The sequence below is a fragment of the Scytonema sp. UIC 10036 genome (assembly GCF_009725235.1).
The window spans coordinates 1-19,803 of the sequence record NZ_WJFC01000241.1 but is presented as its reverse complement, the minus strand read 5'-3'; the positions used below and the strand labels follow the sequence as shown (position 1 = coordinate 19,803).

General features: G+C 47.4%; 26 protein-coding genes. 9 read left to right on the top strand and 17 right to left on the bottom strand.

The window, feature by feature from the left end:
• Positions 1-120: 120 nt before the first annotated feature.
• The 12 genes from F7734_RS53625 to F7734_RS53570 form a co-directional block, all read right to left on the bottom strand.
• Positions 121-315, bottom strand: a complete 195-nt coding sequence (locus F7734_RS53625; protein ID WP_155752401.1) for a hypothetical protein — start codon at positions 313-315, stop codon at positions 121-123.
• Positions 316-712: 397 nt separating this feature from the next.
• Positions 713-928: a hypothetical protein gene (locus F7734_RS53620; RefSeq protein WP_166482727.1), complete on the bottom strand. Its 216-nt coding sequence runs from the start codon at positions 926-928 to the stop codon at positions 713-715.
• Positions 929-932: 4 nt separating this feature from the next.
• Positions 933-2,855, bottom strand: a complete 1,923-nt coding sequence (locus tag F7734_RS53615) for a hypothetical protein (RefSeq protein WP_155752399.1) — start codon at positions 2,853-2,855, stop codon at positions 933-935.
• Positions 2,827-3,321 carry a hypothetical protein gene (locus F7734_RS53610; protein ID WP_155752398.1) on the bottom strand — a complete coding sequence of 165 codons (495 nt, stop codon included), beginning with the start codon at positions 3,319-3,321 and terminating at the stop codon, positions 2,827-2,829. The genes F7734_RS53615 and F7734_RS53610 overlap by 29 nt, the downstream gene beginning before the upstream one ends.
• A 53-nt stretch (positions 3,322-3,374) precedes the next feature.
• Positions 3,375-4,130 carry a hypothetical protein gene (locus F7734_RS53605; RefSeq protein WP_155752397.1) on the bottom strand — a complete coding sequence of 252 codons (756 nt, stop codon included), beginning with the start codon at positions 4,128-4,130 and terminating at the stop codon, positions 3,375-3,377.
• Between the two features lie 14 nt (positions 4,131-4,144).
• Positions 4,145-4,291 carry a hypothetical protein gene (locus tag F7734_RS53600; protein ID WP_155752396.1) on the bottom strand — a complete coding sequence of 49 codons (147 nt, stop codon included), beginning with the start codon at positions 4,289-4,291 and terminating at the stop codon, positions 4,145-4,147.
• Between the two features lie 12 nt (positions 4,292-4,303).
• Complete coding sequence (locus F7734_RS53595) at positions 4,304-4,792, bottom strand: hypothetical protein (RefSeq protein WP_155752395.1); 489 nt, start codon at positions 4,790-4,792, stop codon at positions 4,304-4,306.
• A gap of 64 nt (positions 4,793-4,856) precedes the next feature.
• Entirely contained in the window at positions 4,857-5,003 is a 147-nt protein-coding gene (locus tag F7734_RS53590) for a hypothetical protein (RefSeq protein ID WP_155752394.1), read from the bottom strand.
• A gap of 5 nt (positions 5,004-5,008) precedes the next feature.
• A complete protein-coding gene (locus F7734_RS53585) occupies positions 5,009-5,209 on the bottom strand; it encodes a hypothetical protein (protein ID WP_155752393.1) in 201 nt (66 codons plus the stop codon).
• Positions 5,210-5,224: 15 nt separating this feature from the next.
• Positions 5,225-5,470, bottom strand: coding sequence for a hypothetical protein (locus F7734_RS53580; protein WP_155752392.1), 246 nt, complete (start codon positions 5,468-5,470; stop codon positions 5,225-5,227).
• 28 nt (positions 5,471-5,498) lie between these two features.
• Positions 5,499-5,771, bottom strand: coding sequence for a hypothetical protein (locus F7734_RS53575; RefSeq protein ID WP_155752391.1), 273 nt, complete (start codon positions 5,769-5,771; stop codon positions 5,499-5,501).
• Positions 5,772-5,778: 7 nt separating this feature from the next.
• Positions 5,779-6,816 carry a ParM/StbA family protein gene (locus F7734_RS53570; RefSeq protein WP_155752390.1) on the bottom strand — a complete coding sequence of 346 codons (1,038 nt, stop codon included), beginning with the start codon at positions 6,814-6,816 and terminating at the stop codon, positions 5,779-5,781.
• Between the two features lie 254 nt (positions 6,817-7,070).
• Between F7734_RS53570 and F7734_RS53565 the strand changes: the two genes are divergently transcribed.
• The 6 genes from F7734_RS53565 (at position 7,071) to F7734_RS53540 (ending at position 12,758) form a co-directional block, all read left to right on the top strand.
• Positions 7,071-7,259: a plasmid partition protein ParG gene (locus F7734_RS53565; RefSeq protein ID WP_155752389.1), complete on the top strand. Its 189-nt coding sequence runs from the start codon at positions 7,071-7,073 to the stop codon at positions 7,257-7,259.
• A complete protein-coding gene (locus F7734_RS53560) occupies positions 7,256-7,825 on the top strand; it encodes a Uma2 family endonuclease (RefSeq protein WP_155752388.1) in 570 nt (189 codons plus the stop codon). The genes F7734_RS53565 and F7734_RS53560 overlap by 4 nt, the downstream gene beginning before the upstream one ends.
• Positions 7,826-7,837: 12 nt before the next feature.
• Positions 7,838-8,077 (top strand): hypothetical protein, encoded by a 240-nt coding sequence (locus tag F7734_RS53555; protein WP_155752387.1) that lies wholly within the window; start codon positions 7,838-7,840, stop codon positions 8,075-8,077.
• Between the two features lie 401 nt (positions 8,078-8,478).
• Positions 8,479-8,685, top strand: a complete 207-nt coding sequence (locus tag F7734_RS53550) for a hypothetical protein (RefSeq protein ID WP_155752386.1) — start codon at positions 8,479-8,481, stop codon at positions 8,683-8,685.
• A gap of 216 nt (positions 8,686-8,901) precedes the next feature.
• A complete protein-coding gene (locus F7734_RS53545) occupies positions 8,902-9,243 on the top strand; it encodes a hypothetical protein (RefSeq protein WP_155752385.1) in 342 nt (113 codons plus the stop codon).
• Between the two features lie 47 nt (positions 9,244-9,290).
• Complete coding sequence (locus F7734_RS53540; protein ID WP_155752384.1) at positions 9,291-12,758, top strand: PriCT-2 domain-containing protein; 3,468 nt, start codon at positions 9,291-9,293, stop codon at positions 12,756-12,758.
• A 719-nt stretch (positions 12,759-13,477) separates the two neighbouring features.
• Here the strand turns inward: F7734_RS53540 and F7734_RS53535 are convergent.
• Both F7734_RS53535 and F7734_RS53530 read right to left on the bottom strand, forming a co-directional pair.
• Positions 13,478-13,981 (bottom strand): hypothetical protein, encoded by a 504-nt coding sequence (locus F7734_RS53535; protein ID WP_155752383.1) that lies wholly within the window; start codon positions 13,979-13,981, stop codon positions 13,478-13,480.
• A 379-nt stretch (positions 13,982-14,360) separates the two neighbouring features.
• On the bottom strand, positions 14,361-14,753 hold the full coding sequence (locus F7734_RS53530; RefSeq protein ID WP_155752382.1) for a hypothetical protein: 393 nt from the start codon (positions 14,751-14,753) through the stop codon (positions 14,361-14,363).
• A 381-nt stretch (positions 14,754-15,134) separates the two neighbouring features.
• On the opposite strand from F7734_RS53530, the gene F7734_RS62650 reads away from it, so the two are divergent.
• Positions 15,135-15,275 (top strand): hypothetical protein, encoded by a 141-nt coding sequence (locus F7734_RS62650; protein WP_207714427.1) that lies wholly within the window; start codon positions 15,135-15,137, stop codon positions 15,273-15,275.
• 180 nt (positions 15,276-15,455) lie between these two features.
• Here F7734_RS62650 and F7734_RS53520 read toward each other — a convergent pair whose 3' ends face one another.
• The 3 genes from F7734_RS53520 to F7734_RS53510 all read right to left on the bottom strand — a co-directional run bounded on the left by F7734_RS53520 (position 15,456) and on the right by F7734_RS53510 (position 17,385).
• Complete coding sequence (locus F7734_RS53520; RefSeq protein ID WP_155752380.1) at positions 15,456-16,448, bottom strand: tyrosine-type recombinase/integrase; 993 nt, start codon at positions 16,446-16,448, stop codon at positions 15,456-15,458.
• A gap of 167 nt (positions 16,449-16,615) precedes the next feature.
• Positions 16,616-17,170, bottom strand: coding sequence for a hypothetical protein (locus F7734_RS53515; protein WP_155752379.1), 555 nt, complete (start codon positions 17,168-17,170; stop codon positions 16,616-16,618).
• Positions 17,171-17,226: 56 nt separating this feature from the next.
• Positions 17,227-17,385 (bottom strand): hypothetical protein, encoded by a 159-nt coding sequence (locus tag F7734_RS53510; protein WP_155752378.1) that lies wholly within the window; start codon positions 17,383-17,385, stop codon positions 17,227-17,229.
• Positions 17,386-17,625: 240 nt separating this feature from the next.
• On the opposite strand from F7734_RS53510, the gene F7734_RS53505 reads away from it, so the two are divergent.
• Both F7734_RS53505 and F7734_RS53500 read left to right on the top strand, forming a co-directional pair.
• Entirely contained in the window at positions 17,626-18,372 is a 747-nt protein-coding gene (locus F7734_RS53505; protein ID WP_155752377.1) for a hypothetical protein, read from the top strand.
• Positions 18,373-18,759: 387 nt separating this feature from the next.
• On the top strand, positions 18,760-19,803 hold a 1,044-nt coding region (locus tag F7734_RS53500; RefSeq protein ID WP_155752376.1), incomplete at its 3' end, for a pentapeptide repeat-containing protein.

Here is a 19,803-nt window from a genome sequence, read left to right as displayed (position 1 = left end):
GTGCCAACCTCAGTGGTGCCGACCTCACTGGTGCCAATTTAGGAGAGGCAATTCTAGATGAGGGAACAATCTTACCTGATGGTTCAAAATATCAATCGCCAGACTAGTTAGCCAAGTTTATTAACCCAGATACCACTTCATGATGAGTATGAACAAAGCCCCGGTGTCATCACCAGGGCTTGCGAGTTGGTCATTAGTCACTGGTTGTTGGTATCGGCTCCGTCCTCTCGTCCCAGTTGTGGTGGGTGAATAGCCAGCCATGCCGCGAGACGTACATTTTACCTCTCGCAGAGCGTTCGGGCGGCGGGCTGGCACAAGGGGAGCGCCCCTTGTGAAACCCCCATCGACTGTCCCATCAGTTCCTTTATTTCTTCCCAGGCAACAGCAGAAACAGCACCATCCACAAAACCATTAGCGCTCGTAAAAGTGTGTTGACCCACGGGCGAAGCGGAGACTTCCAAAAAATGCGCCAATGAACAATTGAGTGAGCAATCTTCGACAGCGGCACCGTGTCCCGTATCGGGATTTCATTTTTCATGTTGCGGTAGGTGAGGTGATGGCAGTGCTTCGAGCGCAACCACGGGAACACAATGCAGTGATTTTTGGTAAGCGACTGGCAACGTCGAGACTTTGCTTTCCATTCGTTTGAGTAGATATAAGTTGTGTACTCTATTGAGTGCTTGCTCATGCTTCTCCTAACATCAATCAGAGGTTATTTACTAATAAAAACTTGCCCGGTGTGGATGCCGTGGCTGTGCCGTGGCGGTTGCCGTGCCAATGCCGTGGCACTATGCTGCCGTTGCTTCTGCCGTAGGCTACGGCGTATGCTGTGCAAGGATTGCCGTGAAAGTGCATCTGGCCGTGAATGGTGATTTATCCCCTCAACTACACCCCCCACACACCGCCCGACTTCCCCCACGGCGCTCACGGCATTACTCGTTCCAGTCGGGCAGAGTATAGCTATCTTTGCCATCAAACTGTAGTTTTTCTGCCCTTACCAATTCGCTCAAACTATCAGTTAATTGCTCCACAGAGTAAGCTGCTAGTCTGTCAGCTTTTCTCAAATCGCGTAAAGTTTTGGGTGATTTGTTGCGGGCAGAGTGGAAATATTCAAGGACTTTTTGAGCAACTTCTGAGAGTTGGGGTGTGATTGCTGGCGGTTCATTGTAGGGCAGTTCCCACAGCCGGTTTAATTGCTCTCTGGCTTGAGATAAATCATCAGGTGGGGTTGGTGGTTCGTCGTTGTCATCTTCAATATCCACCGCTGCCAGTTCGTCATCTTCTTCAGCTGATATGAGGGTTAACCCCTTGGCTGAACATGCAGCAGTCGCGTCAAAGTTCCACAGGTCGAAACCAGTTTCCCCAGTTGCGATCGATCCAAAGTCAAAGTAATCTTCATCGCTATCGCCCGGTAGTCGTTCCCGCAGGTCGGGGACTTTCACTTTGATTGTGATTTGCTTGCCCTTAGCGTCGGTCAAACCGGGCATGGACAATTCACCCCGACCACTGGGGACAGCACCTTGCTTGCCATCTGTACCGGGTTTGGGGATTAGTTTCAACCGCACCACACCCCGCTTCCTCAACTCCTGCATTCCCTTTAACTTCCCCGACATTTCGTTGGTGTCGTCTTGGGTAGTTGTGATGGTAAATATCTCGCCCTTCCGACTGCTGATTAAATTGCGCTTGGTTGTTTGTTGCCAGATGTTAGGGGGGACGTTAGCAGCTGTCACTTGCAGGGGTGTTAACCCATCGTGCGGTTCCATCTCCAGTTTGATGTTCTGCTTGATAATCGCTTTTATCTCTTTGAGTTCGTTCTCAATGCCGTCATACTCGCCTATCTCCTCAAACAGGATTGTGATTGTCGGTTCCCCTTTTAACAAGCCCGACTTGTAGAGGGTGTACCGATAGTCCATGAGCTGCTGACATTTATGTAACCCAATGGCTATATGTAACTGGCATTCCTCCAAACTTGCCATGACCGACGGTTTACCAATCAATTCTTCTGGTACGTCCCGACCAAAGCAGTAGAGGGGAGAGTAGAACGTCATCACGGCGTGATGGTTGAACGCAATGATGAGGTGTCCCATCTTGATACGCTCGCGAAGCAACCAAGCTGTTAAAGTTGTCTTACCACTGCCCTTTGCACCCACTAACGACACATCGCCCGCCGTGAGCAACATTTGTAAAACGTGTTCCGGTTCCTGGTAATGTTTGATGGTTTCAGCTGTCTCCTCTCCCACGTCCTTAAGGTCAATTCCGTTAGCTGTTAACTTAGCCAATTCTATTGCCCGGTCTTGTTCTTCAGACTCCCTTTGTAATTCTTCCCGTGCAAGTTGTTCTGCTTTGATGCGGGCATCGGCAATGTCTTCTACCAGTTCGGGCGATTCATCCAAGTACATCTCAGCCGTGGCGTCATAGGTCAACTTCTTGTGTAAATCGAGTTGTGCCTGTGCCTCTACTGCTGCAATCTGTGTTCTCAAGTCGCTTTGAATTTCAGCCTTATTCCTGCTTTCAGCGAGTAACAATTGGTTAAAAGAGTCCAGTTCTTTTCGTTGGTTTAGGGCAGTGCTGAATGATGCGATCGCCACCGTTGAAGCTAGCATCGAGGTGACAGCGGCAACTGTTTTTACAATCCCGTTCCCCCGTAAAAACTTTTCTTGTTCTCTGAGAGATGGAGGTGCAGCATCACTGGGGAGAGCAATAACAGTGGTGCATGGACTTGACCGAGCATCACAGTATTTTACCCGCGTGTCGAAGTACCCCACAGTGGCGTATGCAGCTGCACCAAGAGCGAGAACCAAGCTAACTACCCCAATTGAGAATGCATTATCTGAAAGGGTTTTGTGGTTTATCATCTGCCATCCTCCACAGCACAATCAGGATGAAAAGTAAAAGCACAACTACCAGGGTTGAAGTTGTGGCAACAATCCACAATGGATGGACTGAGTTGTTAACTTCAACGGGCTTGAGAGCTAACAACTGCATACCGTCCCAATGTCCCGCCAGGATGCTAACTATTACCGCCAGTCCCGCCAGCCGACGCAAGCTTAAAGTGTCTTCCGTAGCGTTGCCCGGTTTGACCGCAATGAGATAACCGACAATTGAGAGTTTTGAAATATAGTAGAAAATCCAAAAGTCGGGAAACAGTCGGGGGATAAAAGCTAGTACCATTCCTCCACTGAAGCAGGCAAGGTAAATTGACCAGTTTTTTAGATTGCGGGCAAGTCTGGTTTTCTCTGATTCCGGTGCGGGTTCCGATTGTTGGGCTGTTGCTGGAGTTGTGTAGTTATTACGCAAATAATCAAATGGCTGTTGGTTCATATCCCCTCATAAAAAACAATGCCCGGTCATGTTGACCGGGTTGGAAGCAAAGCTTACTTACCTCTGAAAAAGTCAACCAATCCACCCAATCCACCCCACCTACTATTGGTGGAAGTCGTTGTGGTTCCAGCACGGGCAGAAGTGGTTACAGCTGCTTTTGGATTGCCAGCAGAACCGTACTTGATACGGTCTTTAATTGACTGTTTAAGCTGCCTTTCCTGCAAGCTGATTTCTTCTAACAGTTCGGTTTGTTCCGGGCGCTCTTTTAGTTCCTGCAGCTTCTTAGCTTTGCGGATAGCCGCCACCTTGAGAGACGCTTCTAAGCTGGCGTCACTAATCTCAAAAGCTGACTCTAGATCGGCGTCCATGAGTGCGATCGCATTATCGCTTTCACGAGCTAATTTCTTGCGGTTGCGAGTGTACCCTTGGAAGCTTAAAAACAAGTCTAGAACTGTTTTCTCAATCTTCTCAGCACCCCGAAAACCTTCTTTGACCAGTCGCCCTTTGAACTCGTTAAATGTGACTTGATTCTTGATGTAAGTCGTCATCAAGTCTTCAATGTCAGATAGGTTGTCGATGAACCATTGGAACTGGTTTACTTTGTCTCGCAACAGTGCCAAATCATCGGGGGTGAGGTTGGGCAAGTTCTCCCAATCAATCGCCGGATAGTAAGCTCTTAGGATGCCGATTTGGTCAAAATCCAATCCAAAAGCACGAATGCCATTATCATTGCTGACCGTACTACCGTTACCACTTCCACCAACAAATCGCTGTATTGCGGATACTCCAGCTTTTACTAAATTTGCCATTGTCTACAATCTTCCTAGGGGCTTGTACTGTTGATGTCCAGCTTGAAATAAACTTCCATACGCAAGCTGGTTTCTCTCATCTGCTTGACCGTCGTTAGCAGCAGAAATGTCAAACCAACGAGCAATAGTGTGGTGGCGATCGCGCTCTTTGCATCATTCACTGTCCCGACCTCCTACGACTGCCCGATCAAAATCTTGTGGACTTTGTTAATGGTTTCTTGCTCAGACACTGTTCGCTGTCGAGTTGGGTCAACCTTGTGTGTGATGTATGCAACTTGCCTTGCCAAATCTTGCGGGACACCCCGTTGAGTTAGATCGTCTGTCGTAGTTTCCACGGGCGTTTTTAACCGGGCGTTCCCAGTTCGGCATTGTTCCACCAATGCTACTTGTAAGGACTCAGCATCCCTCACGCTCAAGCCCTGTAGAATGTCCATGCACTCTTCCAATTCCGGGTCTTCAACAAACAGATGTTGGAGTGAATCTACTAGTGCATCGTTGATACTGTACTCATCGCCCATCATTTCTTTGCCCATCACAAAATAAGTGAGGATGGCACGAAGTTGTAATTTTTGCGGGCGATTTAGCAGGTCTAGTTGGGGACCGAATCGCTCACAAAGTCGGTCTAGATGCTCGCCACTGGCGTAATACTGTAGGGGTTCCATAACTCAATTCCTTTGTGACGGTAATGTGATTTCTCTGCGTCCGTTGCCTTTGTGTGGAGGTTGTTTATCCTTGGCTGCAGCGAGTGCGGCATGAGGGGAGAAAGCCACTAGCAGCAGGGCTGTAATGATGGAGTAAAATTTCATGGTTCAGATTCTTCCTAGTGTCTGGATGGATGCGATCGCGAAAGTTGGCAGCTGGCGCGATCGTCATTCCCTCTATTCGTTAAATGCTTCAAAGCTTGCGGTGTTGATTTTGATTTCCTCCCAAACGTTGCGGCGTACTTCTTCAGCGCTCAGTTCTTTGCGGACACCTCGATCTGTGAATATGTACAGGTCGTTGAGCTTTGCTTGGAAGATAAAAAATTTTCCTTTGTAGAGGTATCGTTTGCCAACTTCGAGCAAATTGCAATTAAGCATTTTTGTGCAACTCCCTTATCGTGATATGTACGATCGATATTCTGTGCAAGCTTCTTCCAAGGCTGATTTGATTTTGCTCAAACCTTGTCCCTCGCAGTAAAGAGCTAATCCCTGCAACACGTGTCCCAGGTCAAAATTTCGCTCTTCGAGAGTCTCAAACAGCGAATTGAAGAAGGCGTCCAGCGCCACCGCTTCACAGTAATCCAGTAATTCAGGTATTGAGGTATCTTTGGGTAACGTCGGTGATATTGGAGATGTCATTGTAAAATAATCCTCTCTACGGTGTTGGTCATAATGACATTGGTGCGAATTGTCTTACTTGCGCTGGTTGCCTTGGTTGAATTTTAGGTAACTCGTTGGGTAACTGCTGAGTGGTGGGTACTGGTGCAAGGGGTGCTTGCATTGTCATTGCTTGCGGCTTGAGAGCGTTTACCAGATTGTCGCCATAGTTCACTAGCAGTAAGGTAAACAGCTGTGAGAGTGTGCTGATTCCGGTCTGTTCTAAAATTGCCTCAGCCTTCGGTTTGTACTTGGGGTCTAATACAATTCGTGTCTGTGCCATGTGTCAATTACTCCATGTGTGCCATTGCAATGATGTTGAAGAGTTGCGGGTTGTCGGGAATAAAGAATCTGTCACCGGTTGCCTCGCAGATTGGTTGAGCAAGTGAAGCACTCCCACCAACGACAAGAACGTGTCCCAACTGTGCTAGATGGTCAACCCACTTCGAGCGAATTTCAGCACGGGCAGACTCTACCCATTGAGAAGCACAGCGGTCATATATCGCCCAAAAATCTAGCTTGTCAATTCCGTACAAATAGTCATGGCGTTGTATTGCATCCATGATGTCTACCAGACTTGGTGAGTAATCGAGGTTGAATACTTCTTTGAGTTCTGCGGCTATCTGTTGGGCTAAATGTTTTGTCCCTGGAAGGATAACTTCTGCTGTTTGAATCATGCTTCCATTCGCAGTGTAGAGGCGAGCGATCGCAGTGCCTCCACCGATGTCCCAAACTGCGTTTTTGGCATCTGGGAACTGGTAAAAACCTTGTTGCTGTGCGTAGACAAAAGCAGGGTAAGTTTCATCAATCGGCACAACTTCACCCACGGTGTAAGTGATGGCTTGACCGTTGCGAGTGAATTCTTTTGTTAGCGGATGATTGGCAATTCTAGACACAGCGGCAACATCTTCATCATTTAGAGTGTTGGGCAGTGCGATCGCTAATTGCTCAATTCGCACGTGGTCAAATCCTGGGTTGGGTTCGATCACTGCCAGCACCAAAATTTCTGCCAACTCGCATTTGTCCTTCTGGAAAGTCGGCTCGCCCCCCAACTCCTGTGCAAGTTTGCCGATGACATAGCGCTTCCCTTCCAGTTCCACCAACACGGTTTGATGGTCTGGCTTGAGTCGTCTCCATTGGTATTCAGTGACTTCTTTGACACACGAGGGGATGCATTGCACTTGGTTGTGAGGGTCAACCCACTTCACAAATCGGTTTCCCCCGTCAAAGACAATTCTCGTTCTGACTTGTCCAATTTGCGGATAAAGGTGTGCGTGAGCTGGCGAATAGTCGTAGCCGTGGGACGGCTTCAGAAATACGTTAGTCATAGGAGCAAATTTTGGGTGAAGTCCTTACAAAATCAGCGTTTTAGTTGGTTCTAAGTTGAAAAAGTAAATGAATCCCTATTGAGTCCGCTTGTATGCGTCTCATGTTGGTTTATGTCTGTTTTGCGGTTATAGTGGTAGGATAACACTATAGAGTTAAAACAACAAGTTACTATAACTCTATAACTCTTTATCTCTGTAGCCTTTTGTCTCTAGAAGTGCCAATCTAGAGTTAAAGCGCTATGGAGTTTTAACACTTGGCTGAAGAAGAAAAACCCGTGAGAGTATCAATTTACTTGAGTGAAGACGTGAGGGCGCGGTTTAAATCGGCTTGCGCGTTACACAAAAAAAGTATGAATGAAGTTCTAGTGGAGTTTATAGAGGAGTATCTAAACGAGAACGAGCAACCTACACCCAAGCTGAAGAAAAGCAAAGGAGCAGCATGACTATTGCATCACCTGTAGAACGTCTTTTCAAATTTGAGGAGTACCTAGCTTACGATGACGGAACTAACAACCGCTATGAGTTGGTGCGTGGGAGGTTGCTTTTAATGACACCCCCCACTGTTAGGCATTTGTTGATTGCCAAGTTAATTGAACGGATTTTAGATGCTGAAATCAATCGATTGAAATTAGCATTGGTCACTTTGAGAGAAGCGGGGGTACAAACTGAGGTTGATAGCTCCAGGTTGCCCGATGTTTGTGTGGTAACAGAGGAGCAAGTATCGGAGCTAATGGATCGAACTGCTATTTTTCGAGTTCCCGCACGACTGGCAGTTGAGATAGTGAGTCCTAGTTCAATAAAACGGGATTACGAGGAAAAACCCCCCGAATACGCTAACAAGGGCATCCCTGAGTACTGGATTGTTGACCCCATGAAAACAAGCGTGACGGTATGTCTCTTAATCAATGGTCGTTATGAGTCAACCGTTTTTACCGGAACACAGCAGATTGTTTCTCGGCTCTTTCCTGAATTGGTGGTGACGGCTGAACAAATTCTGACTGCGAGATAAAGAAGGCGAATCATGACCGAGCCAACTCCCAATGATGCCCCGTCCCCCGAATCGCAGGAAGTCGCTGAAAAGTTTTCAAGCCAGCTTGAGAACTTCCAATGGCGGGGCGATTACTTCAAGTTTTGCGAAGTGCTGGGACTAACGCCAGATGATTATGCCGAATCTCACTATCAGCGGTTTGTTGAACTGGCGGATGCATTATCTCATTTCCGCGTGGATGAACTAGCCAAAATTTTGGATGCGGGAAAGTAAAAACGCGATCGCGATCGGTGCCTTTACATCCGCGAGCAGCTACCACACTTTTAGGAAATGGGGTATAGAGGTAGTCGCCGTCTTAGGGGTTTTCTGGGATGTGGCGAGCGCACTTAAAAACTGCTCAAATGCCTCCCAAATGAGGAAATTTACGCCTACATCCCTCCAAATTGTTAATTTTTATTAATTTTTTAGGAGAAGTTAAATACGCATTAATTTTCTGAAAAGCCCGTATGCAGAGATGTTAAAGACTTTCTTTGGTTCCCTGGATAAATATGTTACATATTTACCTCTAGCATGCTTAAGCCTAGAATTCGAGTAATCCTGAAACGATGAACTGGCATGAGCTATAGCACTTTCATCCGGCATCCCAACTCAAAAAAAATCAAGAGGGTATCACCATGGCTCTTTACAACAGGCAGCATCACCTGTCCCGACCGTGTAGCAAATCTCTCAGGTGGGACGTGCAAACGAAACTCAATCAACACGATTGGGCAAAACTGAACGCGATTGCCACCGAGCAGAATCGCAGTAAGAGCGATTTAGTCCGAGAACTGGTGGTCTGCTTTCTGAAAAAGTACAAAGCCGCAAGCGAAGCATCCCCGTAGCTTGCGGCTTTGTTTTTGCAAAAAAAAAGAGGGGCAACTCAGCTACTTTTCAGCCGCCGAATCAGCTCCCACCAACCCAATACCCGCGTATTGGGAAAAGACTAAAAGTTAACTTTATTTTGAGCTGATTCGTTGCTAACTTTCCACTTCCGGCAGAAAACTTTTTAATTAGCTGAGTTGTCTCCGAGTCCTTTTTATAGACTTAGGAGTCACTCAATGAGTCGATTGTACCATTGTCCAAGCTCGCACCCTAGTCCCCACAAAACTTGTACGGCTTGCGGATGCGATCGCGTAAACTTCATTCACCTACAGCCACCTTCCCCACACTTCGGCTGCTATCGCTGTGCGGAGTGCGATCGCTTCCGAGGATGGACAGAAAAGTCCGCGAACAGGGAGAAGCGCGAGCAACTTCAGCGAGCGCTCGCGCAGTTGTTGGAGTCGTCATCGCTTACGAGTTGGGAGAAAAATTTTCTCTTGGGCATTCAGAATCAGCGTAAACTTTCCCCCAAACAGCTGGAAAAGTTGCAGTCAATTTTTGCACTCAAGGGGGGACGTTGATATGAACTCTCCTCAAAGTTTGCGCTCGTTCGAGTAGGGAGGGCGCTATGGTAGCACTATTGTCCTCTCAATCGGGAGCGTCGATTAGATTCCGGTTTGCAGTTAACAGCGCGGGCTTGGATAAGGACTGGGATTTTAAATTACTTGCAAGCCAATATCAAGATAAGGAAGGCACAATACATGATGTTGCCCGACACGTTAAAGCGGGTCATGCGTTGTGTGCTGGTTTGTTGGGTGGAAAGTGGAGAAGTAAGGCTAATGTCCTTGGCTCCCAAGTTATTCTGCTTGACATTGATAACTCGGATGTACTAAGAGATGAATTAGGGCAACCGGTAAAAGGTGTTGACGGTAAATCCATCAAAATCTACAAGCACCAGTTAACAATTGAGGAAGCGCTTACCGACCCTTTCATCCGCCAACACTGCGCCTTAATTTACACGACAGCGAGCCATAAACCTGACTGGCATAAATTCAGATTAGTTTTTGTTCTGCCCGAATATCTGGAAGGCGCGGATACGGTTGAGGCTTGCACTCGATTTTTAATGCAGCATCTACCACACGACCCCGCGTGTAAAGATGCCAGCCGTGTGTTTTATGGCAACACCAAAGCTGAGTTCCCCTTAATCAATCCTCATGCTGTGCTTCCAAATGAGTGGGTACAGCAGGCAAGAGAAGCGGCAGCAATTGAGCGGGCTGAATATCAACGTAAGGTTGAGGAAATTGCCGCACGTCGCCAACAGATCAAAGAACTGAGTGAGGCTGAAAGTTGGGACATTGACCAGCTCGTTCAACAAGCATTGTCCTTCATTCCCCCCCGTACCCCAGGCAGTGGTAACTATGAAGAATGCCTTCAAGTACTGATGGCACTGGTGAACCATTACGGCGCAACAGAAGCAGCTGCTTACGCTGAGAACTGGTCACCTTCTATTAGAGGGACTACTTGGAACATTCACCAGAAAATCAAAAGCTTCCGGCGCGGTGGAATCTCAATCGGTACGCTGTTTCACATTGCCAAGCAGTATGGTTTTAGGTTCCCAGAACCAAAGGCGATTGTTTACCAAGAACGGGAACCAGATTCAATCCTGTACACCCAGTACGTAGCGCAAGAGCGAGAACGGCAGTTAATCGAGCGAGCGCAATCGGACTTTGAAAAAATAAAGAAACTTATCACGCACGCGATCGCAACTCCTCAATATGTACCACCCAAGGTTAAACGCAAAGTACCAAAAGAATCAACGTCCACAGTTACCTATGTTCCCGGTCAACTTCCCACTGCTGAAGAGTATTTAGCAATGGGTTCTCCCAAAATCCAATGCAGCAGCGAACATCAAAAGCAGATGTGGCAGGAAGCAAGTTTAAAGGGCTGGAAACACATCTTGGACAATTCACACCCAGGATTGGGTAAAAGCCATTTAGCTGGCAACCTCAATCCCAAAGATTTGGGTGTAGAAAAACTAATTTACCAGGATTTAAACCACCGTAACCCCAGCGTCGCGTCAGTAGAGGAAAACTTTACCGACCTCCCAGCTAGAAACAACGGGTTGGCAATTGACCCGACCCGACAAACTCCGTCAGGACAACCTTACCGAGTCAGACCGAGACCGGGGGAAGCTCCCGACACTGAGGGCAATTGTCATCGCGAATACTTGTTTAACGCTTTCCGCGAAAAAAATTTTGTCGATGTTGGGATTGAAGACAGCAGAGAAAGTCCGATCTGTGAGGGATGTCCGTTAAGCAATCAATGTAAATTTGCGTCGGGTCCGGGTTTTGGGTTTCGATTTGAGAAGCGTGAAGCGATTGAAAATAGCGATCGCTTGCGGGCACATCCCGACAGCACGCCCCCGATTTTTTTCAAAGGGGAAGAAGAGGTTTACACCGTCGCTCGCATCTGGGAAGAACCAGGGGCGCTCATCAACACTGAAAAATCGGTTGAGGTGGCTTTGGATGATTTTAACCAAACAATAGGGCATCTTGCGCTGGAATTACCCATCGAGTTCGAGAAGTTGCGCCCCGGTCTTGACGTGTTGCGACAATTCCTCAGCCAGGAATTAAAGCCCAAGTCCCGATATGGTTTTGATGATGAAGTTATCAGAAATTATCTGCCTGAGTTTCCTGCTGATTTAAATATACCAGCGATTAAAGACGCACTATTCCCCAATCTTGATTTCTTGAGGGAGAAAGACGGGCTTGAGATGGGTCAACAATTAAAGAAAAGTGGGGCGGCTCGCTACGCTTCTAGGGAATTGGAGAAGCTTGGTGCTAGAGTTGCAGGGAAGGAATTTTTAGACCTGCCTTTGTACTGGCTGCCTGATTTTCTGTCCGCGTGGAAAGGTGATGGTAGTATGCGTTGTATATGGGGTAGATTTTTCATCTACACCTACAATCCCAAACACAAAGAATTAACTGATACTGCCAAAACAAACATTTACCTTGATGCTACCTTATCCCCCGAATTGCTCAAAATCAAGCTAAAAATTGACGAACCAATTTTGGTTGTGGAGCAAACACCACCCGATTACGGCAATCTCAAAATCATAAACGTAACCGGGCTGGGGAAGTTGGGGAAAGACAGAAGCGAAACACTAACAGCCCGTGTCGATGCTCTTAAGAACAAACTGGGAGAACTACATCCAGATTTAGGAATTCTGGAATGGAAAGCGATCGCTACTAAATCAGAGCGAATAGAGTACGGTCACTTTGTGGATGGGCGTGGTGTCAACAGGTTTGAGCATTGCTCTGCCATAGCATCGTTTGGCATTCCCTATGCCAACATCGGTAAGCTGGCAGCTGAATTTCAGGTTGAAACCGGGAGGGCGGTCAACGTAGATGGGGATGACAGCAAATTTCAAGATTATGTGACAGCGCTGGTCAACGCAGAAATCATACAGGAGATTGGACGCCTAAGAGCGAGCAGACGCGCTGAAGAACAGCTGACATTTTACCTCTGTGCCGATTGCGACACCGATTTCCTGATTGAGGCATTCAAGGGTGCCACCATTGAGCAAGTTGATGCATTCAGCATAACTCCCGACGCCGGAACCGACGGACAAAAAACTAGATGGGCAATCCTGCAAGCAGCCAAGCAGCTCTTTGACCAAGGACAGAAAATCACTCAGCAGGCTTTAGCCAAAATCGGGGAGATTAGCCAACCGCTAGTAAGCAAAGTATCCAGCCAGTTGGGTGGATGGTCTTGCCTCAAAAAATTATTACTACTGCTATATGAATCACTATATAGCGATGGTAATAATTTTGAATTGCCCCAAGACCCCGATTTAAAGTGGTTGGCTGACAGCTATTTACCCCTACTGGCTGACTCATCGCAGTGTTCCCCAAGTGAGGTGGAAACAGCAATCTTGGATGTAATAGAGACTTATGGGGAAACGGTGTTTAAGCAAGCTTTGGCGCATACACCACGGCGCATTAAGTTGCGGCTGGTCGGGCAGTTGTTAGTGGCATCGGTGCAAATTCTTCCGCCTACTAGTTTGGAGTTTGAACTATTAACGGGTCACGGTTGAGGCTTAACCTGTGGCGATGACGTTCGCCCAAAAGCACGAATGAAACCAAATCAAAAACTGTGCCAGCTCTCGCGTGACCTGGCGCTCGCGCTCAACCTACAAAAAAAGGCGTAGTAGGTACACTTTAAAATGGTGCTACTGCGTCTCTTGCGGGCTGGGGTGTAATTTTGGGTGAAGTTGGCACAGATGGGGCACAGTACGGGCGAGTAATTTTTCAACCCTTGCGGATGGTGCAGCACATCTGGGGCACAGTTCGGACACAGTTTTATGGTGTTTGTTGTGCCATTCAGGAGCGCCCATTATAGCAAGCAGTTTTTTTGTCACTAGGGATATCCCCAGTGAGACTTTGCGATGAAAAAACGGGATAAGGAGAACTCCTAAAATGTAATTATTAATACTAATAAATAAGTATAGTTTGACTTGCGAAGCGAAAACTTTTCATATGCGAAAATTCCCACTATTTCTCATTTCACGAAAAGGGAACGCCAAAACATTGACTAATTATGCATTTCATGTATTTGAGAATTTCTCACATTTTGGCTCTCGTATCCTTGAGAACTGCGAATTGAGAAAAGTTTTGAAATCCGATTTTAGTGTGCGATTATACTGTGTACTTAGAAAGCCGCCCCCGTTTTAACTCGCAAAGAAAAAAAGGTGTTGGCGATAAGGCAGTGTCGTACTTGGATTCGCTATCGCAGGCTGCGGCTAACACAGCAAAGCTATTTGAACATTTCTACCGCTGCGTTAAATGCGTTGTTTATCATCTCGGCGTTGGTTTCCCTAGCGCGTTGAAGCATCTCCAATTGAGTTTGAACGATCGCCGCATTTGGATCGGAAGCTACGTTACCGCAAGCAGTATCGATTACTGTCATCATGCTGTATCCGTACCGTGCCTGGGTTATATTGCTTTTTATATCGCTACTTGCAACGACTTGCCCTGAAGTGTTTAGTCGTAACGTCTTCACATTTTGGTAAAGCTTGTTTTGGCAGTGAGCGACCACGTACCACGCGTGTCTCGTGCCATCCGGTTTCCAGTTTTGCATCCAGAATCCAACGGCGGGTCCTTTTCTAGTGATACCTCGATCTAATTGAAATAAGGAGTTATCGTCGCCCTTGGTAACTGATACCCAATTTCCCGTAGGCTGGGGAACTTGAGCGGACGCGGGAAAAGCAACACCCAGCAAGCTTACACAGCTGACAACACCAAAAACAATCTTTTTCACGGGAGCACCAAGAACACTATCCTTCCAGCTTGCCTGCTAACAGCTGATGGTGGCTTCGGGAGAATCGCGCCAGTTAGTGTGAAGATTCACTATTCGATTTTGGATATCTTTTTAAAATAACGCGGGAAAGCCGGTTTTTACATACTCGTGTGTACGGACGCCACAATCTGGGCATTATACATTAGGCAAACTGTGTAATGTAATATGCCAAAAACACAAAGAGCGACTTTTAAATGGGCTGCAGGACGGCTGCTGGTCAGAATCCGGCAAGTCGATAGTGAGATAGTTTTATCGCGAATGAAAACTGGGTGGTGTGCTCGTTACCTCGCGCTTAAATCAATGCGGTAAGAGTTACCACCTGATTGAGAGCGCTCGCCCCTCACAATCCATCGCAAACCGCACGCAAAACAGTAGCACCAGCCGAACCGGGTTGGAGATACTCAGGGTTGTTGCTACCTTTTCCATTGACAACTAACTTCCCATCGTTATCCACTCTAAAAAGCCACAACTTTCGCTGCACTCCGGTAGAGCATTCTCCAACATTGAAACTCCCAACAACCCCAATAGGGGTACTTAGCCGAACCCAGAAAGAAACGTTACCGTTGTTATACCTTGCTGCCGTTGCCTTGTCTACGTAGTAGATTGAGCCTGCCGTGTTTGTCGTGACGTGTTGCCAATCATTGGAATTTTGAGAGGGTGTTGGTATCTGTTGGGCAAGCACTGGAGATGAAACTAAGGTACTAGCAACAACAATCAAAAGAGCTTTACGCATAAATAGCCACAAGGGAGAGATGTTTCTAAATTGCTCCAACTCTCGTGTTATCGGCTTGAGGAGAACTACGCTTTTCCTTGTGAAGAATTGGTGATGTAATGAAAGGCGATCGCGTTCCCAATTCTGGGCACTTTAAAAGCTGTAGATTGCCAGCAAATATATGCGATTGACCCCAGAGAAGGAATTAGGAGAACAGCTTTATTTAAGGCGGCGCAGGCTCCGCCTGACACAGCAAGAATTGGCTGATGCCGTCAACATCAAAGGACGCTGCCAACTTACCCGGCAGAGAATCAGTCACATCGAGCAAGGCAGCGAGCCAAGTTGGTTCGAGGGTGTTACGCTCGCCAAGGCAATTGGGTGTGATATCACGGAGCTCGTAGGATGAAAAAATCAGTAATCCCAAGATGGGCAGCAGGGCGATTGTTGGTCATAAGAAGCCAGCTTGATAGCGAGTTGTTTTCTGTGCGGATGCTAACTTGGTTGATTGTTAGTCATCCGCGCTCAAGTCCCAAATGGAAATAGGTTTACTAGGGCGGGAAGCCCTGTCAAATGTCGCACGACGGTACGACATTTCAGCACGAGTGCGGCAATGCGACACGTCATCAAGCTTCCGCTGTACGAATTACGCCCATGTCGCATCTGTCCAAGCTTGGGCTCCCGGACAAAAATCCATTTACTTACCCGTCTGGTTGAGAGCGATCGCTAAAACAGATCGGCAAGTAAGTCCGACAATTCTCCTTGTACGCACAATCGGTTGTCATCATAAATCATGAGGGTTTCGATTTTCGCGTGTCGGCTAAGTTTCTGGACCTTCCTGACATCCCCACCACTTTGATCCAATGCGGTAGTAATGGAGCTGTGGCGGATGCGATGCGCTGACATCTGCTTGTTGATGCCAGCTGCCTTGCAGTACTTCTGCACGATTTTAGATATCATGTCCCCACAGAGTTGATGTCCGAGGTTGTGAAAATCTAGGGCACTAAAAAGTGGACTATCCCCGGTGAGACTGGAGGCACTGCGAGTTGATAGCCAAGCAGCGATCGCATCCGCCGTCACCTTGGGAAGCTCGACCCGTTCCTTACTGGTGCCTTTGCCCTTACCAAGAATCCACAAGCTACGGCTGGAGTAATCGAAATCTTTCACGAGCAACTTGCTAACCTCCCCCCGACGCAAGGCATTCGTCCACAATAGCAGCAAGATAGCAAAATCTCTCTTCCCCAATTGGGTATCGCGGTCAATTTTCCCCAATACTTTTTTGAATTCCTCTTGTGTGATGCCGGTTGTGTCCCGGTACTGCTTTACTTTTTCTGCTTCCACATCTTCTAGAGTAAAGTTACATTGACCGACCTTACGGGCGTAACGAACCAGCGACTTGAGGGCTGCCAGTCTCCTGTTGACGGTTGCTTCCTTTAGTCCCGATTGAACCATAATTGATTTGTATTTCATCACCAGGGCGTTTGCTTGGACCTGGGAGAGCGAGAGAAAGTCTTTCATATTGTCCCTGGTTGGGGGAGAGTGAAGCATCGTGTTAAAGAAGTGATTGATGTCACCCTCATATGCGCGTCGTGTTGCTGGCGAGCGCTTGTCCTCAAGTAGGAGTGCCAGTACGTCGATATAAGGAGTGGGGTCGGTGGCGACTGCTTCGATAGCGACAATCTTAGTAGTGTTTTTGGTGATAGCTTTTGTATTCTTCATTAATAGTGAGTTCGTGATAATGGCTATTTAAGCGAACGGTATATATTTAAAATTCCCACGGTGCGTCCCGTGGGAATCATCTTTTTGGGGTCAATTGATGCTATGAGATTCTTGAATTCAAATGGGACATCTTGCCCCATTTGACTTAACGAATCGTAACGCCTGATTTAGAATGGCATTTCGTTAGCAGCTTTCACAACTGCGATCGCTGCCTTAGCAATTTCTCTCCAGTTCACCGAATCGTCGTAGCTAGCTTTGATGTACTCCGAACCGCACCACACGCGACAGAATAAAACCGATTCATCATCACCGGCCACTGGCTGTATGGTGATGGGCTGCAGCAGCTGTTGAGGGGTCAAGAGTGCGACTGCCACAAGAAGTCCTTTGCTGAAGTGGGTGTCATGACCGGACTCTAAAATATAGAGTTTGTCAGCCGCAATTGTTGCCAACAGCTTGTGACAAGGCTTACCACGCCGTTCAGTCTGCTCAAATTTCAACTCTTTAAGGTATCCAGACAAAGCAGTAGCGGTAATTGGTGAGGCTTGCCCGTCCTTTAATGTGTACCAGAGTGAGCCGTGCTGTCTGTTGCAATATATCTTGAGGCTGCCTACATCGTTGTGTAATCCCAATTTTGATTTGTCCAAGCTTGAGGCAATCTTCTCTAGCAGTTGTTGTTGCGCCTTTAGGAGTGCAATTAGTTGTGCTGTTTCGTGTTGTGTCATGGCTGTGTCCTGTCTTTATTTTTATGGCTCCCCCGGTGTGGGGGAGAGGCAAGATATTAAGCTGCTAGAGGTTGGCTGATGGCTTGTACTCCGGCGCAACAGATGGGTGTAGAACCCAGCACCTTATCTTGGTGGTAAGAGCAAGTCCCCACATTGGGAAGTTGGGTTGATTGGTTGAAGAACGGGCAAGTTTTGCAAGTTGGTTGAGATAACATTGTTGTGAATCCTTATCGTTGAGGGTTTGTAGAGGGCGAGCGCTGAACTTTTCCAGGGTTAGAGCGATCGCCCTTTGATTTAACTCGTTAGTTACCTAACTCGTTATGTAACCTATTATATGTAACGCATTAGGTAACTGGCAATAGTTACATATAAAGTTTAGGTAACGATTGTGTGAACTTTATGTAACTGCTGTGAGTTACCTATAGGATGGTTACAGAAGAGTATAGGTAACTGATATGGCTCAACAAATCCCGTCGGTAGCTGACGGCGTTCTCAGTGAGGGTGAAACTAGTATTGCGATCGCAACTGATAAGGAACGCTGGCAGCAGTGGCTAGAAGGCGTTCAATCTTTCAGATATGTACCCGACTCTGAAGAAGCCCCCTACACTGCCCGTAAGGAGAAGAGTAAGAAGGCAGATGGGGACTACTGGTATGCGTACCGTAAGGTTCAAGGTAAGTTACATAAGCGTTACATAGGCAGAGCATCTGACTTGACCGTTGCCCGACTGGAGGAAGTCGCCAGTCTGTTGAGCGTGCCCGCTGAGCCGCGAGCCAAGCCTGAAGTTACAGAACAAGCATCTGTAACCCAGAGTGATGAGGTAGCGCGGTTACAGAACGAACTAGGACGGTTACAGAATGACAACCAACAGTTACAGAACGAACTGCACAATAAGCAACAAAAAGCAATAGTACATATAGACTACCAAGCAGCACGCGATCGCATACTTGCCTCTCTCAAGCTGGGGAAACAAGCCCCAAAGTACAAAGCATCTAAGGCGCTTCTAGACCAATTTATTGCTGAGTTGCCAGCGTCTACATCTACCTCTACACCCGACACAGAGCGAATAGTGGAGTGGATTGACTATGCGATCGAGGATTTGAAATTGGGTGATGTACAGAACGGTTTGCGTAGTCTCTTGCAAGCGCTGGCTGTAGCCAAGGGAGAAAGGGAAACTACACCCAACCATCAAGAAACCAAATGAATCAACTTTGCCCAATCTGTGGCACTCCAGCCCGCCGTAACGGGCACCGCAAGGGAAAACAGCAGTGGCATTGTGCCAGGTGCAATTACTCGTTCTTCGAGGGCGCGACACTCCGTAGAAGCACACTGCTTAGGAGAAACATAAAACCGTAGGGAATGCGATCGCAATTCCTGAAATTTTATCTGCGGAATTTCCGCAGATAGCTTCCAACTTCATCAGTGGCGATAGCTTCGCTCCTGCCCTATGGGCACATCGCCCAGCAGTAACCCCTCAAACTGTGTTTACTGTTCTAAATTTTTGAAAATTTGGGAGAGTAAACAAGCCCACTCCTGTAAATGACCGCTTTGAGGATGAAGTCTAACTATGTACTTCTGTTTGGGGGCTTTAATGGGCAAGCGGCGCGAGAGGTTTGCTGATTGGGTGAAGTCTTTATCTACCAAGCAAAAATGGCTGATAGCCGTCGCTGGTGTGCTTGTAGCCATTGCAATTCTCTATCAATTCTACTGGAGTGGTTTTGGAGAAGACTCAAATAAATCAGTGACTACAAAGCAAGTCATAAATCCCAAAGATGGAAAAACCATCGAACTTAAAGAGACAACAGAACATTTTCAATCGGGCAAGACAGTTTGGGATTGGTTAGGCTTGGCTGGCACGATCGCAATTCCGGTTGTACTATTCCAGTTTCAGCGCAGTGAGCAACGACGAGCTGAGGAACGAGCTAAGGGTGAACAACAACGAGCCGAGGAACGAGCTAAGGGTGAACAACAACGAGCCGAGGAACGAGCTGCGCTTGAAAGAGAAATAGCAGCCACTAATTTACGAGAGTCAGCTCTAGAAGCTTATATTGACCGTATGTCGGAATTGCTGATTGATAAAGAATTAAAAGTGTTGATTGGCAAAGAAATAGAAGAATCAAACCCGGAATACCAGAAGCGAGATGCAGCGCTTGACATAGTACGCGCTAGAACATTATCGGTGCTGCGAAGATTGGATCGAGACGGAGAACGGAAGGGAAGCGTTGTTCGATTTCTAATTGATGCAGAACTTATAAGTAAGTTAAATCTGAGCGGTGCCAACCTCAGTGGTGCCAACCTCAGTGGTGCCAACCTCATTGGTGCCGACCTCAGTGATGCCGACCTCAGCAGTGCCTACCTCGAAAGTGCCCGCCTCAGTGGTGCCATCCTCGAAAGTGCCTACCTCATTGATGCCATCCTCGGGGATGCCAACCTCAGTGGTGCCAACCTCAGACTTGCCATCCTCAGCAGTGCCAGCCTCATTGGTGCCGACCTCGAAAGTGCTATCCTCAGTGGTGCTATCCTCATTGGTGCCAACCTCACTGATGCCGACCTCAGCAGTGCCAACCTCAGTGGTGCCGACCTCACTGGTGCCAATTTAGGAGAGGCAATTCTAGATGAGGGAACAATCTTACCT

What these genes read in the sequence shown, in the direction of transcription:
- F7734_RS53615 (WP_155752399.1), bottom strand. Translation starts at nt 2,855, where the DNA reads ATGATAAACCACAAAACCCTTTCAGATAATGCATTCTCAATTGGGGTA.
- F7734_RS53610 (WP_155752398.1), bottom strand. Translation starts at nt 3,321, where the DNA reads ATGAACCAACAGCCATTTGATTATTTGCGTAATAACTACACAACTCCA.
- F7734_RS53555 (WP_155752387.1), top strand. Translation starts at nt 7,838, where the DNA reads ATGACCGAGCCAACTCCCAATGATGCCCCGTCCCCCGAATCGCAGGAA.
- F7734_RS53585 (WP_155752393.1), bottom strand. Translation starts at nt 5,209, where the DNA reads ATGCTTAATTGCAATTTGCTCGAAGTTGGCAAACGATACCTCTACAAA.
- F7734_RS53580 (WP_155752392.1), bottom strand. Translation starts at nt 5,470, where the DNA reads ATGACATCTCCAATATCACCGACGTTACCCAAAGATACCTCAATACCT.
- F7734_RS53560 (WP_155752388.1), top strand. Translation starts at nt 7,256, where the DNA reads ATGACTATTGCATCACCTGTAGAACGTCTTTTCAAATTTGAGGAGTAC.
- F7734_RS62650 (WP_207714427.1), top strand. Translation starts at nt 15,135, where the DNA reads ATGAAAAAATCAGTAATCCCAAGATGGGCAGCAGGGCGATTGTTGGTC.
- F7734_RS53575 (WP_155752391.1), bottom strand. Translation starts at nt 5,771, where the DNA reads ATGGCACAGACACGAATTGTATTAGACCCCAAGTACAAACCGAAGGCT.
- F7734_RS53550 (WP_155752386.1), top strand. Translation starts at nt 8,479, where the DNA reads ATGGCTCTTTACAACAGGCAGCATCACCTGTCCCGACCGTGTAGCAAA.
- F7734_RS53545 (WP_155752385.1), top strand. Translation starts at nt 8,902, where the DNA reads ATGAGTCGATTGTACCATTGTCCAAGCTCGCACCCTAGTCCCCACAAA.
- F7734_RS53605 (WP_155752397.1), bottom strand. Translation starts at nt 4,130, where the DNA reads ATGGCAAATTTAGTAAAAGCTGGAGTATCCGCAATACAGCGATTTGTT.
- F7734_RS53530 (WP_155752382.1), bottom strand. Translation starts at nt 14,753, where the DNA reads ATGCGTAAAGCTCTTTTGATTGTTGTTGCTAGTACCTTAGTTTCATCT.
- F7734_RS53590 (WP_155752394.1), bottom strand. Translation starts at nt 5,003, where the DNA reads ATGACGATCGCGCCAGCTGCCAACTTTCGCGATCGCATCCATCCAGAC.
- F7734_RS53520 (WP_155752380.1), bottom strand. Translation starts at nt 16,448, where the DNA reads ATGAAGAATACAAAAGCTATCACCAAAAACACTACTAAGATTGTCGCT.
- F7734_RS53540 (WP_155752384.1), top strand. Translation starts at nt 9,291, where the DNA reads ATGGTAGCACTATTGTCCTCTCAATCGGGAGCGTCGATTAGATTCCGG.
- F7734_RS53595 (WP_155752395.1), bottom strand. Translation starts at nt 4,792, where the DNA reads ATGGAACCCCTACAGTATTACGCCAGTGGCGAGCATCTAGACCGACTT.
- F7734_RS53570 (WP_155752390.1), bottom strand. Translation starts at nt 6,816, where the DNA reads ATGACTAACGTATTTCTGAAGCCGTCCCACGGCTACGACTATTCGCCA.
- F7734_RS53510 (WP_155752378.1), bottom strand. Translation starts at nt 17,385, where the DNA reads ATGTTATCTCAACCAACTTGCAAAACTTGCCCGTTCTTCAACCAATCA.
- F7734_RS53515 (WP_155752379.1), bottom strand. Translation starts at nt 17,170, where the DNA reads ATGACACAACACGAAACAGCACAACTAATTGCACTCCTAAAGGCGCAA.
- F7734_RS53505 (WP_155752377.1), top strand. Translation starts at nt 17,626, where the DNA reads ATGGCTCAACAAATCCCGTCGGTAGCTGACGGCGTTCTCAGTGAGGGT.